This is a genomic window from Nonomuraea sp. 10N515B (assembly GCF_052245915.1).
In the GTDB taxonomy this organism is placed as follows: domain Bacteria; phylum Actinomycetota; class Actinomycetes; order Streptosporangiales; family Streptosporangiaceae; genus Nonomuraea.
In genome coordinates this window covers 35,622-51,240 of record NZ_JBQQBQ010000050.1, presented here as the reverse complement: position 1 = coordinate 51,240, position 15,619 = coordinate 35,622, and the positions used below count along the sequence as shown (strand labels likewise).

The 15,619-nt window shown below is 69.7% G+C and carries 12 protein-coding genes; 7 read left to right on the top strand and 5 right to left on the bottom strand.

Going from position 1 to position 15,619, the window contains the following annotated elements; translation table 11 throughout:
* The first annotated feature begins 175 nt into the window (after positions 1-175).
* The 3 genes from ACTWQA_RS44520 (at position 176) to purL (ending at position 3,687) form a co-directional block, all read left to right on the top strand.
* Positions 176-562 (top strand): ATP-binding protein, encoded by a 387-nt coding sequence (locus ACTWQA_RS44520; protein WP_305923309.1) that lies wholly within the window; start codon positions 176-178, stop codon positions 560-562.
* A gap of 132 nt (positions 563-694) precedes the next feature.
* Positions 695-1,375 (top strand): phosphoribosylformylglycinamidine synthase subunit PurQ, encoded by a 681-nt coding sequence (gene purQ / locus ACTWQA_RS44515; RefSeq protein WP_327587641.1) that lies wholly within the window; start codon positions 695-697, stop codon positions 1,373-1,375.
* Between the two features lie 107 nt (positions 1,376-1,482).
* A complete protein-coding gene (gene purL / locus ACTWQA_RS44510) occupies positions 1,483-3,687 on the top strand; it encodes a phosphoribosylformylglycinamidine synthase subunit PurL (protein WP_443164925.1) in 2,205 nt (734 codons plus the stop codon).
* Positions 3,688-3,737: 50 nt separating this feature from the next.
* Here the strand turns inward: purL and ACTWQA_RS44505 are convergent, their stop codons facing one another.
* The gene (locus tag ACTWQA_RS44505; protein WP_443164911.1) at positions 3,738-4,391 is read right to left on the bottom strand and encodes a hypothetical protein; all 654 of its coding nucleotides are present in this window, start codon (positions 4,389-4,391) and stop codon (positions 3,738-3,740) included.
* A 103-nt stretch (positions 4,392-4,494) separates the two neighbouring features.
* Here ACTWQA_RS44505 and ACTWQA_RS44500 point away from each other — a divergent pair, with 103 nt between their 5' ends.
* Genes ACTWQA_RS44500 through ACTWQA_RS44490 form a run of 3 tightly spaced genes read left to right on the top strand, consistent with a single transcriptional unit; the run spans position 4,495 to position 8,712 of the window.
* Positions 4,495-6,519 (top strand): adenylate/guanylate cyclase domain-containing protein, encoded by a 2,025-nt coding sequence (locus ACTWQA_RS44500; RefSeq protein WP_443164910.1) that lies wholly within the window; start codon positions 4,495-4,497, stop codon positions 6,517-6,519.
* Positions 6,520-6,552: 33 nt separating this feature from the next.
* Positions 6,553-7,215 (top strand): Crp/Fnr family transcriptional regulator, encoded by a 663-nt coding sequence (locus ACTWQA_RS44495; protein ID WP_305923178.1) that lies wholly within the window; start codon positions 6,553-6,555, stop codon positions 7,213-7,215.
* A gap of 36 nt (positions 7,216-7,251) precedes the next feature.
* Positions 7,252-8,712: an MFS transporter gene (locus tag ACTWQA_RS44490; protein WP_443164909.1), complete on the top strand. Its 1,461-nt coding sequence runs from the start codon at positions 7,252-7,254 to the stop codon at positions 8,710-8,712.
* 15 nt (positions 8,713-8,727) lie between these two features.
* Here ACTWQA_RS44490 and ACTWQA_RS44485 read toward each other — a convergent pair whose 3' ends face one another.
* Positions 8,728-9,477 (bottom strand): methylenetetrahydrofolate reductase, encoded by a 750-nt coding sequence (locus tag ACTWQA_RS44485; RefSeq protein ID WP_443164908.1) that lies wholly within the window; start codon positions 9,475-9,477, stop codon positions 8,728-8,730.
* Positions 9,478-9,487: 10 nt separating this feature from the next.
* Positions 9,488-10,126 carry a TetR/AcrR family transcriptional regulator gene (locus ACTWQA_RS44480; protein WP_305923310.1) on the bottom strand — a complete coding sequence of 213 codons (639 nt, stop codon included), beginning with the start codon at positions 10,124-10,126 and terminating at the stop codon, positions 9,488-9,490.
* Positions 10,127-10,199: 73 nt separating this feature from the next.
* Here ACTWQA_RS44480 and ACTWQA_RS44475 point away from each other — a divergent pair, with 73 nt between their 5' ends.
* The gene (locus tag ACTWQA_RS44475) at positions 10,200-11,615 is read left to right on the top strand and encodes an MFS transporter (RefSeq protein WP_443164907.1); all 1,416 of its coding nucleotides are present in this window, start codon (positions 10,200-10,202) and stop codon (positions 11,613-11,615) included.
* Here ACTWQA_RS44475 and ACTWQA_RS44470 read toward each other — a convergent pair.
* Positions 11,576-13,456, bottom strand: coding sequence for an ABC transporter ATP-binding protein (locus tag ACTWQA_RS44470; protein WP_443164906.1), 1,881 nt, complete (start codon positions 13,454-13,456; stop codon positions 11,576-11,578). The two genes, ACTWQA_RS44475 and ACTWQA_RS44470, sit on opposite strands and share 40 nt — an antisense overlap.
* Before the next feature lie 35 nt (positions 13,457-13,491).
* On the bottom strand, positions 13,492-15,543 hold the full coding sequence (locus ACTWQA_RS44465) for a PhoX family protein (protein WP_443164924.1): 2,052 nt from the start codon (positions 15,541-15,543) through the stop codon (positions 13,492-13,494).
* Between the last annotated feature and the right edge of the window lie 76 nt (positions 15,544-15,619).

The window sequence follows — 15,619 nt, the reverse complement described above, 5'->3', positions numbered from 1 at the left end:
GGTTCGGGCGTGCCACAATGCCACGGGCATGCCAACAGTAAATAACAACAGCGTGATTTGCGGTTAGCCCCGATTTCACAGGGAAACCTACTCCAGGTGACATTCTGGCGCCCGGAGGAGTCCGGTGGATATTGAGTTCTCGTTGGCACTGCCTCGGGATGCGATCGGCATACCGATGGTCAGGCGAGTGCTTGGTGATGCCATGCGTTCACTCAACGTGAGTGAGACGTGCATCGCCGACATGCTGCTCGCCGTGTCCGAGGCGTGCTCCAATGCGGTGCGGCACGGGGGACCCGCCAACCGCTACGAGGTGACGGCGTCGATCGGCTCCGGCCAGTGCGACGTGCGGGTGGCGGACAACGGCAACGGGGTGCCGTCGATCCCGCCGCACTTCCCCCCTCCTGACACCGAGAACGGCCGCGGCCTGCTGATCATGCGTTCCGTGGTCGACGAGATCTCCTTCGGCATCACGCCCGGCCGTGGCACCACGGTCCACCTGCGCAAGCTGCTCGACTGGGACGACGAGGCCGACGCCCGTCCGCGGCAGCTGGCAGCCGTCTGAGCTGCGCGTCCGCGTGACGCACCAGCCGATGCGGACCACGCGGCAGCACCCGATAACCTGAGTAGACCGCCGCCGTCCGCCCCGAAGAGACGGTGGCGCGTGCGCGCGCATTCCTCGGAGGGGACGACTGTCATGAGCGCTGTCCGTGTGGGCGTAGTCACGTTTCCAGGAACTCTCGACGACCAGGACGCCGCCAGAGCCGTGCGCCTCGTGGGCGCCGAGGCGGTTCCGCTGTGGCACGCCGACCACGACCTGAAGGGAGTGGACGCCGTGTTCCTGCCCGGCGGCTTCTCCTATGGCGACTACCTGCGCTGCGGCGCCATCTCGCGGTTCGCGCCGCTCATGGCCGAGCTGATCCCGGCCGCCAAGGCGGGGCTGCCCGTGCTCGGCACGTGCAACGGGTTCCAGATCCTGTGCGAGGCGCACCTGCTGCCCGGCGCGCTGACCCGCAACGCCTCGCTCCACTACGTGTGCCGCGACCAGAAGCTCAGGATCGAGCAGACGGCGACCGCGTGGACCAACTCGTTCGCCCCCGGCCAGGAGATCGTGCTGCCGATCAAGCACGGCGAGGGCCGTTACGTGGCCTCCGACGAGACGCTGGCCGCGCTGGAGGCGAATGACCAGGTGGTCGTGCGTTACCTCGGCAACCCCAACGGCTCGCTCAACGACATCGCGGGCATCCGCAACGAGGCGGGCAACGTCGTCGGGCTCATGCCGCACCCCGAGCACGCGGTCGAGGAGCTGGTCGGCGCGCCGAGCACGGACGGCCAGGGCTTCTTCACCTCCATCCTCAAGAAGCTGGTGAACGCATGAGCGAGCGGAGCGAGCGACCAAATAAGCACGCCACCGATGTCGGTTCGACCGACGCAGTCGGTCGAACCGACAATGTGAAGCGGGCGGCTGAGACGCCCGACGAGCCGATGCCCTTCGCCGAGCTGGGGATGAAGCAGGACGAGTACGACCGGGTCAAGGAGATCCTGGGTCGCCGTCCCACCGGCTCCGAGCTGGCGATCTACAGCGTCATGTGGTCGGAGCACTGCTCGTACAAGTCGTCGAAGGTGCATCTCAAGCAGTTCGCCACCAAGGCGCCCAAGTCCGAGGCGCTGCTCGTGGGCATGGGTGAGAACGCCGGCGTGGTGGACATCGGCGACGGCTGGGCGGCCACGTTCAAGATCGAGTCGCACAACCACCCCTCCTACGTCGAGCCGCACCAGGGCGCCGCCACCGGCGTCGGCGGCATCGTCCGCGACATCATGTCGATGGGCGCGCGCCCGATCGCGGTCATGGACTCGCTGCGCTTCGGCGGCGCGGACGCCGTGGACACGCGCCGGGTGCTGCCCGGCGTGGTCGAGGGCATCAGCCACTACGGCAACTGCCTGGGCCTGCCCAACATCGGCGGCGAGGTCGTCTTCGACCCTTGCTACATCGGCAACCCGCTGGTCAACGCCCTGTGTGTGGGCCTGCTGCGTAAGGACCAGATCAAGCTGGCCACCGCGCCAGGACCCGGCAACAAGGTCGTGTTGTTCGGCGCGTCCACCGGCCCCGACGGCATCGGCGGGGCCTCGGTCCTGGCGTCGGCGACGTTCGAGGACGAGTCGCAGGCCAAGCGGCCCGCCGTGCAGGTGGGCGACCCCTTCATGGAGAAGCTGCTCATCGAGTGCTGCCTGGAGCTCTACGCGGCCGACGTGGTCGTCGGCATCCAGGACCTCGGCGCGGCCGGCGTCTCGTGCGCCACGACCGAGCTGGCCGCCAAGGGCACCGGCGGCATGCAGGTCGACCTCAACCTGGTCCCGCTCCGCGACCCCTCGCTCCGCCCCGAGGAGATCCTCATGAGCGAGTCGCAGGAGCGCATGATGGCCGTGGTCCGGCCCGACGACATCCCCGCGTTCATGGCGATCTGCGAGAAGTGGGACGTTCCTGCCACCGTCATCGGCGAGGTCACCGACACCGGGCGCCTGGTGATGATGTGGGACGGCGAGATCATCGTGGACATCCCGCCGGGCACCGCCGCCGACGAGGGTCCCGTCTACGAGCGCCCGTACCACGAGCCGGTCGGTCAGGCCGCGCTCAACGCCGACGCTCCCGACCAGCTGGAGCGGCCCGCCGACCTGCGGGCCACGCTGCTCCAGTTGCTCGGCTCGCCCAACCTGGCTTCCAAGGAGTGGGTGACCTCCCAGTACGACCGCTACGTGCGCTCCAACACCGTGCTCGCCCAGCCGGCGGACGCGGGGATGGTGCGGATCTCAGAAGTCATGGCGGGCGCGGAGCCGACCACCCGGGGCATCGCCCTGGCGACGGACGGCAACGGCCGTTACGCCAAGCTCGACCCGTACGCGGGGGCGCAGCTCGCGCTGGCCGAGGCGTACCGGAACGTGGCCGTGACCGGCGCCAAGCCGCTGGCCGTCACCAACTGCCTCAACTTCGGCTCCCCCGAGGACCCCGAGGTCATGTGGCAGTTCGCCGAGGCCGTGCGCGGCCTGGCGGACGCGTGCAGGACGCTGGGTGTGCCGGTCACCGGCGGCAACGTGTCCTTCTACAACCAGACGGGTGCGACGGCCATCAACCCGACGCCGGTCGTGGGCGTGCTCGGGGTCATCGAGGACGTGGCCAAGCGGGTGCCGTCCGGGTTCGTCGCGGACGGGCTGCGGGTCGTGCTGCTCGGGGACACGCGCGAGGAGTTCGGCGGCTCGGAGTGGGCGCACGTCGCGCACCGCCACCTCGGCGGGCTGCCACCTGTGGCCAACCTGGCCGCCGAACAGGCGCTCGCCACCGTGCTGGTGGAGGCCGCCAAGCGGGGGCTCCTCGAAGGCTCGCACGACCTGTCGGACGGCGGGCTGGCCGTGGCGCTGGCCGAATCGTGCCTGGCACGGGGCGTCGGGGCGACCGTGGCGCTGCCCGGCGACGCCTTCACCTGCCTGTTCAGCGAGTCGGCGGGGCGGGCGCTGGTCGTGGTGCGGCCGGAGGCGTACGACGAGTTCGCGTCGCTGTGCGGGCGGCACGATGTGCCGTGTTACGGGCTGGGGCACACCGGGGGCTCGGCGCTCGTGGTCGAAGGCGAGTTCGAGGTGGCGGTGGAGGAGCTGCGGGAAACGCACTCCGCTGCGCTTCCCGCGTTGTTCGGCTGACCTTTTCCCGAAAGGGGCCGGTACGGAGTTCCGTGCCGGCCCCTTTCGCATCACTTCTTCTTCAGGCAGATCACGTAGACGGTGCCGCTGACGGAGGTGCCGTAGTTGCCGCCGCCGTAGGTCTTCTCGTCGGCGCCCTGCGGGGCGGCGTCGTTACCGGAGCCGTTGTCGTCTTTGGTCACGCTGACCGTCCAGCCGTTGCCATTCGGGGCGCTGCTCATGACCACCGCGTTCTTGAGCTTGCTGAAGGAGAAGCCGCCGCCGGTCGCCATGCTGCCCTGGTGGCACGAGGCCGTGGCCGAACCGATGGAGTTCAGAGACGCGGTCTTGGTGTAGGTCTCATAGGCGGCGCCGTCGCCGGGGTCGCCCTTCGGGCCCTGGAGGCCTTGCTTGCCCTGAGGGCCGGCGGGGCCCGCCGGGCCGGTTTCGCCCTTGGGGCCCTGCGGGCCCTCGGGGCCGCGCTCGCCCTGCTGGATGGTCGTGGTGCCCTGGCTGCCGCCGCCGATCAGGACCCGCTCCTCCGTCTTCCTGCACTTCGTCGCCGGGTTCACGATCCGGGCGTAGCGGGACTTCTTGTGCACGCACGCGTGCACTTCACCGGCCGCCGACGATGCGGTGGCGACGCCACCGACGGCGAGGAGCGAGGCGGCGAGCGCGCCGACAGTGGCGAGGGTGAGCGAGGTTACAGAAACTACATAACGCATCTGTCACGATGCATTCCGTTACTGATGATTTGACCGATTGTCTTGAACCTCGGTGAGTAAAACGACGCGTTGGCGAAGGCGATCTCGGATGCATAATCGGTCTGTGTCAACCGCCGATCCCTCCGCTTACCTGCCTCCGGCCACACAACCAGTCCGTGGCGTGGTCTGGGGGATACACCTGGCCATGCCGCTGCTGGGCCTCTGGCTGCTGCTGGCCCAGCCGACGATCAACATCGAGTGGCACCACAATCCCAGCCACTTCTGGATGATCATCACGGTGGCCGGGATCAACGTGGTGCTCGGCGTGATGATCAGTGAGGCGTCCCGGCGGCGCCAGGACGCCCGGCTGTTCCTGGTGTCCATGGTCTTTCTGAGCAGCGCCGGGTTCTTCTTCATGCACGGCCTGGCCACGCCGCAGATCATCCTGCCGACCGGCTCGCTCGGGTTCGACCTGGGTCAGCAGGTCGGGCTCTCGATCGCGGCCGTGTTCGCCTTCGTCTCGGCTCTGCCGCTGGGCGAGCAGCCGGCCAAGCGGGTGCTGGGGTCCCAGCACTTCATCCGCGCAGTGCTCTTCGGCTTCATGATCGTCTGGGGGCTCGCGTCGCTCATCCCCGGGCTGACGCCGCTCAGTGAGGCGCCCTCCAAGGAGCCGCTTCCCTGGTTCGCCTGGACGTCCGTTCCCGGTGTGCTCCTGTACGGCGCGGCGAGCGTGATGATGTTCCTCATTCACCGGCGCCGCCCGTCGGCCATGCTGATCAGCTTGATCACGGCGTACGCGCTGCTGGCCGAGGCCATGATCGCCGGGATGTCGCAGCTCAACTGGAGGCTGTCCTGGTGGGAGTGGCACCTGCTGCTGACCATGGCCTTCGTCTTCGTGGCCTACAGCGCCTACCTGCAGTTCAGGCGGGAGGGGTCGAGTGCGGGCCTGTTCGACTCGGTGACGCTGGCGGCGACCGTGCGGCGTATCCAGCAGGACTACGACCGGGCGCTTGAGGAGCTGGTCGAGCACGTGCGCAGGGGCGAGCCGCTGGCCGCGACCCGGCTGTCGGGCAAGTTCCGGCTCAACGAGGGCCAGGCCGCGGTGCTCGACCGGGCCGGCGAGGCGCTGGCCAGCGAGCGCGAGCTGTCCGAGCGCCTGGCCGCGCTGGTGGACGTGAGCGCCCAGACCAAGGTCGGCCTGGGCGAGCAGGAGCTGCTGGCCACGTCGCTGGAGCGGGTGCGGCAGGCGTACGGCGATGTCAAGATCGCCCTCGTCGCGGACGGCAAGACGGAGATCGGCTCCCGTGCCTACCGGTTCGCCGGCAGCGACCCGATCAGGCGCGACCATCTGATGGCCTTCCCCCTGACCGTCAAGGGCAAGCTGGCGGGCGTGCTGGAGGTGCCCGTCGGACGCACGCGCCAGGATGAGGCGCTGGCCGCCACGCTGGCCGGACAGTTGTCGATCTCCCTGGAGAACGCCCGGCTCTACGGGGAGCTGCACACGCTGTTCCACCAGTACATGTCGCCCGACGTGGCGCACGCCCTGCTCGCCGACCCCGGGCAGGCGGCGCTCGGCGGCGAGCTGAAGGAGCTGACCGCGCTCTTCGCCGACCTCAAGGGCTTCACGACGTTCTCGGAGCAGGTCACGCCCGGCGAGATCGTCGAGATGCTCAATCGCTACCACACGGCCGCCGTCCCCTGCATCCTCAACAACGGCGGCACGGTCGTGCAGTTCGTCGGCGACGCGATGCTGGCGTTGTTCAACGCCCCCGCCACGCAGCCCGGGCACGCCAGGGCCGCCTGCAAGGCCGCGCTGGAGATGCAGCGGGCCGCGGCTGAGGTGGCCGAGGAGATAGCGTGGAAGCGCGCGGACGACGTCCCGTGGCCGACGTTCCGGATCGGCGTCAACACGGGGCCGGCCCTGGTCGGCAACATCGGCAGCCCCGAGCTGCGCGGCTTCAACGCGATGGGTGACTGCGTGAACGTGGCCGCCAGGCTCGAGGGCATCGCCGAGCCGGGCACCGTGGTCATCGGCGACACGACGCTCAAGCAACTGGGTCGCGGCGCGAAGGTGAACCCGCTGGGGCGGCTCAGCCTCAAGGGCAAGGAGGAGCTCGTGGCCGCCTACGTTCTCACAGAATTGCCATAGAACAGCGGACCACATATCGACATAATCGGGCGCATGAATCCAGAGCCCGGTGAGTTCCTGTCCATGCTGACCGACGAGGAAGCACAAGCCTTCCGCGCGGCCGGTCGCATCCGGCGCTGGGACCGCGGCACGGCGGTGATGAGCGAGGGCGACACGTCCGACTGGGTGCTCGTGCTGCTCGAAGGCCGAGTGAAGGTCTCCTCGCACACGAGCAGCGGGACCGAGGTCGTCCTCGCCGTACGCGGCCCCGGCGGGCTGCTCGGCGACATGTCCGCCATCGACGGCTCCCCGCGCTCGGCCACGGTGACCGCGCTGGAGCCGATCACCGGCATCGTGGTGCGCGACTTCCCGGCGTTCCTGGAGGCTCACGGGCGGATCGCGGTGCTGCTCATGCAGCTCGTCACCGGGCGGCTGCGGGACTCGGACCGCAAGCGCATCGAATACGGCGCGTTCGACACCACGGGGCGCGTGGCGACCCGGCTGATCGAACTCGCCGAACGCTACGGCGAGAAGACCAACAGCGGCGTACGCGTCGCGCTGCCGCTGTCGCAGGATGAGCTGGCGGGATGGACGGGCGCGTCACGAGAGGCCGTCAGCAAGGCCCTGCGCACCCTGCGCGACCGCGGCCTGATCGAGACCGGCCGGCGGCGCGTGGTGATCCACGACCTCGACGGGCTACGCAAGCGCGCCCGGTAACCCGGCGGACGTACGTCGTACGTCATAGTGGAGGCCATGGTCGCCGTCACCCCCGAAGAAGACAGCCGCCTTCGTTACGCCTGGCGGGTGTGCTCGGTCACCAGCCTGGGGCTGATCCTCATCGGCATCGCCGGCAGCACGCTCAACGTCGCGTTGCCCACGGTGGTGCGGCACTTCCACGCCAGCGCGCTGGAGTCCGGGTGGATCCTCCTGGCGTTCCTGCTGGTCAACACGGCCAGCCTGGTGTTCTTCGGCCGGGTGGCCGACCTGCTGGGCCGGCGCGAGGTGTATCTGGGCGGGTTCGCGCTGTTCACCGTGGCCTCGCTGCTGGCCGGCCTGTCGCCGGACGTCTGGTTGCTGGTCGCGATGCGGGTGCTGCAGGCGATCGGCGCGGCGATGATCCTCGCGAACGGCACCGTGATCATCACCGACGCCTTCCCGCCGGAGCGGCTCAGCCAGGGGATGGGCGTCTACATCGGCACGTTGTCGGTGGCGCAGCTGGCCGGGCCCACGCTCGGCGGGCTGATCGCGGAGACCGCGGGCTGGCAGTGGATCTTCTGGGTGAATGTGCCGGCCGGCCTGCTCGCGCTCAGCTGGGGCGCGGCGATCTTACGCAAGATGCCCAGGCGGCCGCGGCAGCCGGTGGACGCGCTGGGCAACGTGCTGGTGTTCGCGGCGCTGTCGGCGCTGCTGCTGGCGTTGTCGGAGGCGGGCTCGGGCGGGGTGGGCAGCCCTGTGGTGCTGACCGGGGCGGCGGTGTTCGCGCTGCTGCTGCCGCTGATCGTACTGGCCGAGCGGCGATCCACCAATCCGGTGCTGGATCTGCGGTTGTTCGGGGGGCGGCTGCTGGCGTACGCGAACCTGGCCTCGTTCTGCAACGCGCTGGCCCGCTCGGCGCTGATCCTGGTGGTGGCGCTGTACTTCCAGGCGGCGCGAGGGCTGGACGCCTTCGAGGCGGGGCTGAGCGTGTTGCCGGTGCCCGTGGGCATCGGGCTGGCCTCGCCCATCGTGGGGATGCTGGGCAGGAAGGTGTCGCCGTACGCGCTGTCCATCGGCGGGGCCGTGCTGAGCGCGGCCGGGCTCGGCACGCTGATGCTCACAGCGGACCCGCGCACGCCGTACTGGGTGATCGGGATCGGCTTGTTCGTGGCCGGGTGCGGCAGCGGGACGTTCCTCACCGGCAACACGACTCAGGTGATGAGGGCGCTGCCGCAGGACAGCCTGGGCGTGGTGAACGGCTTCCGCGTCATGGTCATGAACATCGGGATCGTGCTCAGCGTGGGCCTGTCGCTCAGCGTCTTGACCAGCAGCGTGGGGCCTGACCTGCGGGCTCAGGTGTACGCGGGCACGCTGTCGGAGCTGTCGCCGGTGGCGGTGGGGCAGCTGATGGAGGGGTTTCAGCACGCGTACGCGGTGTTGTTCACGGTCGCCTTGGCAGGCGCGCTGATGGCCGCCCTGGCCCGGCCTCGCCACCGCGATGCTGCTACCGCGCCCTGATGCTGAAGCTCGGCCTCATTTGAGGGCGGCGGCCAGCCTGGACTCCACATCGCGGTAGCGGGCGACCGGGACGAGGTGGACGCCGGCGAAGGCGCCGGAGTCCCGCAGGGCGAGCACCTGCTCGCAGGCGGCCTCCACCCCCGCCATGCGGTCCGCGGCCACGCGTGCGACCAGGTCGTCGGGGATGGCGATGTCCGGGATCGCGGCGGCGAGGGTGTGGGCGTGGCGTTCACTGGCCAGGACCATGACGCCGGCGTAGACCGGCACGTCCACCGGCTGGGCTTCGCGCCAGCGCAACTGCGCCTCCAGCGAGAAGCTGACCTGGGAGAACAGGAAGTCGGCCGTACGCTTCCATGACGGGATCGGGCGCAGCGCGGCGGCCGCCCCGAGCCGGAACCCCGGCGAGAAGTCCCTGGCTTCCTCGATCATGGAGCGAACCGTCAGGTCGCTGGTCCGGTTGCCGCTCGTCGGCTTGTCACCGTAGACGAAGAGAAACTGATCCACCCCGTACGCCGCCGCCGTCAGCAGGTCGCGGCGGAAGCCGAGCAGGTTGCGGTCGCGGGAGTTGAGGCAGGCGATGCCGCGCCCGCCCATCGCCTCCACCTCGTGGGCCACGGCGACGCTGGACACGGTCGCGCGGCCGATGTGGTTGTCCGGGATGAGGAACGAGTGGGCGATCGTGCTGAGCGTGCCGATCTGGTGCCTGACGTGCTTCAGATCCGGCTTGGTCGGCGGTTCAATCTCACAGATCAGCTCAAAGGTCACGATCAGGACTCTAGCGTCTGGCCGCCAGCGTCTCGATGCCGCTGAGGACGAGGTCGACGCCGAACGTGTCGTACAGCATCGCGTCCATCCCGTCGATCAGCGGGCCGGCCATCTCCACCAGGTACGGGTACTTCTCGAGAGGCAAGGACTGCAGTCCGGCCCGCTTGGCGCGGACGATGTACTCCTCACCGGGCCGGACGTGCACGGGGGCGTCGGCGATGGCGATGGCGCTCTGCAGCAGGTATTTGCTGATCAGGCAGCTCTCCTCCACGCTGAACCCCGCCGTGCGGGCCAGCCGGAGCGCCTGGTCCCAGACGGCCAGGAAGTTCGGCACCGCGATCACGTCGACCTGCTCGAAGACGTGCTTGGCGCACGGGTGCACGCGCAGCGTCCCGACCAGGCCCACCATGAGGTCACGCAACTGCTCCTGCCACGGGCGCTCGTCGGCCGGCTTGGGCGCGAAGCCGGCGATCAGGTGGTCGGCCATGCCGACGAGCAGCTGCTCCTTGTTCTTGTAGTGCCAGTAGAGGGCCATCGGCGTCACGCCCAGGTCCGTGGCCAGACGCCTGATCGTCACGGCGTCGAGTCCTTCGGCGTCGCCGACCTCCAGGGCGTGCTCCGCGATCGCCTGCGCGGTCAGTTTTCCCATCACGGTTGACAACTATACGCCGTACAAGTTCAACTGTACGCCGTACAAGTACAGCGTATAGGAGGCATTTGTCATGCGCTGGTGGGCGCTGGTCGCGGTGACCCTGGGCACCTTCATGACCTATCTCGACAACAACGTGGGCAACGTCGCCTTGCCCACCATCCAGCGGGAGCTCGGGCTCACGATCTCGGGGCTGGAGTGGATCGTGAGTTCGTACATCCTGGTCTTCGCGGGGCTCATGCTGGCCGGCGGGCGGCTCGCGGACGTGTTCGGTGCCCGCAGGGTGTTCCTCGGCGGGCTCGCGATCTTCACGGTGGCCTCACTGGCGGCCGGGTTCGCCACCAGCGGAGGCGTGCTCATCGCGGCGCGGGCCGTGCAGGGGGTAGGGGCGGCGCTGCTCACGCCGACCGCGCTGGCGCTGATCGGGCAGATCTTCCCCGATCCCGGCGAGCGCGGCCGGGCCGTGGGCATCTGGAGCGCCTCGGGGGCGCTGTCCATGGCGCTCGGTCCGGTGACGGGCGGCTTCATCACTGAGAACCTGCACTGGGGCTGGATCTATCTGATCAACGTGCCGATCGGGCTGGTGACGTTCGGGCTCGCGCTGTGGGCGCTCCGGCCCGCGTTCACCGAGCTCCGGCGGGTGCGTCACAGCCTCGACCTGCCGGGGCTGGTCACGTCGGCGCTGGCGCTGTTCGCGCTGACGTACGCGCTCATCGAGGGCGAACGGGCCGGCTGGACCTCGCCGGAGATCCTGGCCACGCTCGGCGTGTTCGCGGCCGCGGCGGTCGCGTTCGTGCTGGCCGAGGCGCGGGCCGCGGAGCCGATGATCGTGATGTCGCTGTTCAGGTCCCCGACGTTCACCGGTGGGCTGCTCACCAGCGGGATCTGGTCGTTCGGGGTGTTCGGGATCTACTTCTTCAGCGCGCTCTGGCTGCAGAACGTGCTCGGCTTCTCCCCGACCGAGGCGGGCGCGTCGTTCGTGCCGATGGCCCTGGTCATGGCCGTGATGGCGATCCTGTCCCAGCGGGTGAGCGCGCGGCTGGGCATCGGCCCGACGGTGGCACTCGGGATGGCGCTCATGGGCGCGGCCATCTATCTGCTCTCCGGAGTCGGCGCCGACGCCGACTACGCCGACGTGGCACCCTGGTTCCTCCTGTACGGGCTCGGCGGCGGCCTGCTGGTGCCGCTGACCGCCGCCATCCTCAGCGGGATGCCCAAGGACCGCTCCGGCGTCGCCTCGGGCATGCTGAACATCTCACGCGAGGTGTTCGGGCTGCTCGGCATCACCGTGCTGGGGGCGATCCTGACCGCCAGGCAGAGCGCGAGCGACCGGGCGCCGCTCGCCGCTTTCCTTGACGCTTACCAGTTCACGCTGGTGGTCGCGGCGGTGGTGGTGCTGGCGGCGATCCCGGTCGCGCTCTACGCGCTCCGCAGCCGAAGGGAAGAGCCTCAGGCGGCGGCCTCCGTCACCGTCGGGTCCTCGAACTGAGTGCGGTAGAGCTCCTCGTAGCGGCCGCCGGCGGCAAGCAGCTCGGCGTGTGTGCCGCGCTCCACCACGCGGCCGTCCTCGATCACCAGGATGAGATCGGCGGCGCGGATCGTGGAGAGCCGGTGCGCGATCACCACGGCGGTCCGGCCCGCGAGCGCCTCGCCGAGCGCCGCCTGCACGGCCGCCTCCGAGGTCGAGTCGAGCGCCGCCGTGGCCTCGTCCAGGATGACCACCCTGGGCCTGGCCAGCAGCAGCCGGGCGATCGTGAGCCGCTGGCGCTCGCCGCCCGACAGGCGGTAACCACGCTCGCCGACCACGGTGTCGAGCCCGTCGGGCAACGACTGGATCAGGGTCGCCAGCCTGGCCCTGGTGAGCGCGTCCCAGATCTCGTCCTCGGTCGCCTCCGGCCGGGCCAGCAGCAGGTTGGCCCGGATCGTTTCGTGGAACAGGTGACCGTCCTGGGTGACCATGCCGAGCGTGTCGCGGATGGCGTCGAAGGTCAGGTCGCGCACGTCCACGCCGCCGAGCCGGACCGCGCCTGAGTCGACGTCGTACAGCCGGGGCAGGAGCTGGGCGATCGTGGACTTGCCCGCGCCCGACGAGCCGACCAGCGCCACCATCTGGCCGGGCTCGGCCCGGAACGAGACGCCGTGCAGCACCTCGACGCCGCCACGCGTGTCGAGCGCGGCCACCTCCTCCAGCGAGGCGAGCGAGACCTTGTCAGCCGACGGGTACGCGAACCGCACGTCCTCGAACTCGACCGCGACCGGCCCGTCAGGCACCTGCCCGGCGTCCGGCTTCTCCTGGATGAGGGGCTTCAGGTCGAGCACCTCGAAGACCCGCTCGAAGCTGACGACCGCGCTCATGATGTCCACGCGGGCGCTGGCCAGCGCGGTCAGCGGGGCGTACAGGCGGGTGAGCAGCATGGCCATCGCCACGAGCGCGCCCGGCGCCAGCTGGGCGCGCAGGGCGTAGAAACCGCCGAGCCCGTACACCAAGGCCAGGGCCAGCGCCGAGACCAGGGTCAGCGCGGTGACGAAGGCCGACTGGGTCATGGCGGAGCGCACGCCGATGTCCCGCACCCGCCTGGCCCGGCTCGCGAACTCGGCCGACTCGTGCGCGGGCCGGCCGAACAACTTCACCAGCGTCGCGCCCGGCGCGGAGAACCGCTCGGTCATCTGGGTGCCCATGGCCGCGTTGTGGTCGGCGGCCTCCCGGCGCAACCGGGCGATCCTGGTGCCCATCCGCCGGGCGGGCAGCACGAAGATCGGCAGGAGCAGCAGCGCGAGCAGGGTGATCTGCCAGGAGATGCTGATCATCGCCGTGAGCGTCAACGCGAGCGTCACGAGGTTGCCGACCACGCCGGACAGGGTGTCGGTGAACGCCCGCTGCGCCCCGATCACGTCGTTGTTGAGCCGGCTCACCAGCGCGCCGGTGCGGGTCCTGGTGAAGAACGCGATCGGCATGCGCTGCACGTGGTCGAAGACGGCCGTACGCAGGTCCAGGATCAGGCTCTCGCCGAGCCCCGCGGACAACCACCTGTTGATCAGCCCGAGCCCCGCCTCGGCGACGGCCAGGCCCGCGATCGCCAGGGCCACCACGACGACCACGTCCAGCGGCTCCGCGTTGAAGATCGCGTCAACCACGCGGCCGGCGAGCAGCGGAGAGGCCACCGCCAGACCTGCCATCACCACGCTGAGCACCATGAACAGCGCCAGTCTCCGGCGGTGCGGGCGGGCGAAGCCGCCGATGCGCCGAAGCGTCGCCCTGGACAGGGGGCGACGCTCCGGCCGGTTGTTCATCGAATACAGCTGGTGCCAAGCGGTCATTTCCATGCTCATGGCATGGAACGCTACTTCCTCAAGTTAAGTTGAGGTCAAGCGCCGATCTTCTTGCCCTTGCTGTGCCAGACCACCGCGACCGACGGGCGCGGCTGGCTGCTGCCGCCATCGGGCCAGTGGCTGCTCGGCTGCTCCGGGGTGGCCTCGTCGGTCTCGCCCGGGTGCTGCACGGCCACAAACACGCTGCGCTGGTCCTGGGTGATCATCGGGCCGCAGGTCTCGGCGCCGACGGGGACCGTGAGGAACTGGCGCAGGTAGCCGCGCTCCTTGCCGCGGACGGGCATCACGAACAGGCCGTCGTTGGCCTCGAGCGCGTTGCCGTCCGTGGAGATCCACAGGTTGCCGTCGCGGTCGAACGCCAGGTTGTCCGGGCACGAGATCGGCGAGACCTTCGACTTGTCGAAGCCGGCGAAGTACGTCGCGGCGTCGTTCGGGTCGCCGCAGACCAGCGGCAGCGACCAGGCGAACTTCGTCGCGGCCGCGTCGTTGCGCTGCTCGACGATCTCCAGCACGTGGCCGTGCTTGTTGGAGGGACGCGGGTTGGCCTCGTCCACCTGGGCCGCGGTGCGGTTGCTGTTGTTGGTCAGCGCCACGTAGATGGCACCGGTGACCGGGTTGCGCTCGACGTCCTCCGGGCGGTCCATCTTGGTCGCGCCCACCTTGTCGGCGGCCACGCGGGTGTAGACCAGGACCTGCTCGGCGGTCATGCCCTCCACGAACGACTTCTTGCCCGAGACCAGCGGGATCCACTCGCCGGAGCCGTCGAACAGGCCGTCGGCGGGCAGCTTGCCGGTGCCGTCGATCTCGGACGCCGGGCTGTCGCCGGTGAACTTGGCCACGTAGAGAGTGCCCTCGTCCAGCAGCGTCCGGTTGTGCCGCTCGTTTCCGGGGATGTAGCGGTCCTTGGAGACGAACTTGTAGACGTACTCGAAGCGCGCGTCGTCACCCATGTACGCGACCAGGCGGCCGTCCCTGGCGATCGACGTGGTCGCGGCCTCGTGCTTGAAGCGGCCGAGCGCGGTGCGCTTGATCGGCGTGGAGTCGGGATCGAACGGGTCGATCTCCACGATCCAGCCGAACCTGTTGGCCTCGTGGGGGTGCTTGGCCAGGTCGAAGCGCTCCTCGACCCGGTCGAACCTGCGGCTGCTCGACGGGGTGCCGTTGGTGAGCGTGTAGCGGGTGGCGTACTGCTTCTGCTCCGCAGGCACCTTGTCGGCGTTGACGAAGTACTGGTCGAAGTTCTCCTCGGCGGTCAGCACCGTGCCCCACGGGGTGGTGCCGCCCGCGCAGTTGTTGAGCATGCCGATCGGCTTGAGACCCTGGGGGTCGGCGGCCGTCTTGAGCAGGTCGCTGCCGGCGGCCGGACCGCTGAACTTCATGGGGGTCTGAGCGGTGATGCGCCGGTTGTAGCGGCGACGGCCGCTGGTGACCAGCTTCCACTGACCGCTGCCCTCGCGGGCGATCTCCACGATCGAGCCGCCGTGCGCGGCCAGCCCGATCTTGATCTGCTCCTCGGTCGCGGTGGCCCCGCCGGTGTAACCGCGGAACATCAGCGTCTCGTCGCTGTACTCGTGGTTCACCCAGAGCAGCCCGCGGTCACGGCCCATCGGGAACAGCGTCACGAAGTCGCAGTTGTAGCCGAACTGCTTGTTCTGGGCCTCGGCGGTCTGCTTCTCGTAGTCGAAGGCCGGCGCGCCGGGCAGCACCGGGTCGCCCCAGCGCACCACCACAGAGGAGCTGTAGCCGTCCGGGACGGTCAACGCGTCTTCTTTGTTCGGCGCCACAGGGGTGAAACGCAGGTCGCTCCCAGACCAGCCGCGATCGGTTGCGGCCGCCTCGGGGTCGGCGGCGAGCGCCGGGGCCGCCCCGGCCACGCCCACGCCCGCCACCAGAGCGCCCAGGGCGCCGGCGCGCAGCACGCCGCGGCGCGACAGCGCCTCCTTCACCACATCGCCGAAGTACGCGTTGTCAGAGGTGTTGCCGTCCTCGTGCGCGCACGCGTTGCCGCAGCGGAACTGACAGGTCAGCGCAGATCGGCCACCTTTGTGCGGGGTGGATAGCAGCGGCAGCAGCCGCCGGCCTCCCATGAGGTTCGCCACAGGTCCTCCAGATAAGTGCGCGGTTGTACGGCGGGGACGCTACGGCCACCGCTGAAACCGTAGG

Coding starts and splice junctions, on each gene's coding strand:
- ACTWQA_RS44520 (WP_305923309.1), top strand. CDS start 176: ATGGTCAGGCGAGTGCTTGGTGATGCCATGCGTTCACTCAACGTGAGT.
- purQ (WP_327587641.1), top strand. CDS start 695: ATGAGCGCTGTCCGTGTGGGCGTAGTCACGTTTCCAGGAACTCTCGAC.
- purL (WP_443164925.1), top strand. CDS start 1,483: ATGCCCTTCGCCGAGCTGGGGATGAAGCAGGACGAGTACGACCGGGTC.
- ACTWQA_RS44505 (WP_443164911.1), bottom strand. CDS start 4,391: ATGCGTTATGTAGTTTCTGTAACCTCGCTCACCCTCGCCACTGTCGGC.
- ACTWQA_RS44495 (WP_305923178.1), top strand. CDS start 6,553: ATGAATCCAGAGCCCGGTGAGTTCCTGTCCATGCTGACCGACGAGGAA.
- ACTWQA_RS44490 (WP_443164909.1), top strand. CDS start 7,252: ATGGTCGCCGTCACCCCCGAAGAAGACAGCCGCCTTCGTTACGCCTGG.
- ACTWQA_RS44480 (WP_305923310.1), bottom strand. CDS start 10,126: ATGGGAAAACTGACCGCGCAGGCGATCGCGGAGCACGCCCTGGAGGTC.
- ACTWQA_RS44475 (WP_443164907.1), top strand. CDS start 10,200: ATGCGCTGGTGGGCGCTGGTCGCGGTGACCCTGGGCACCTTCATGACC.
- ACTWQA_RS44470 (WP_443164906.1), bottom strand. CDS start 13,456: ATGAGCATGGAAATGACCGCTTGGCACCAGCTGTATTCGATGAACAAC.
- ACTWQA_RS44465 (WP_443164924.1), bottom strand. CDS start 15,543: ATGGGAGGCCGGCGGCTGCTGCCGCTGCTATCCACCCCGCACAAAGGT.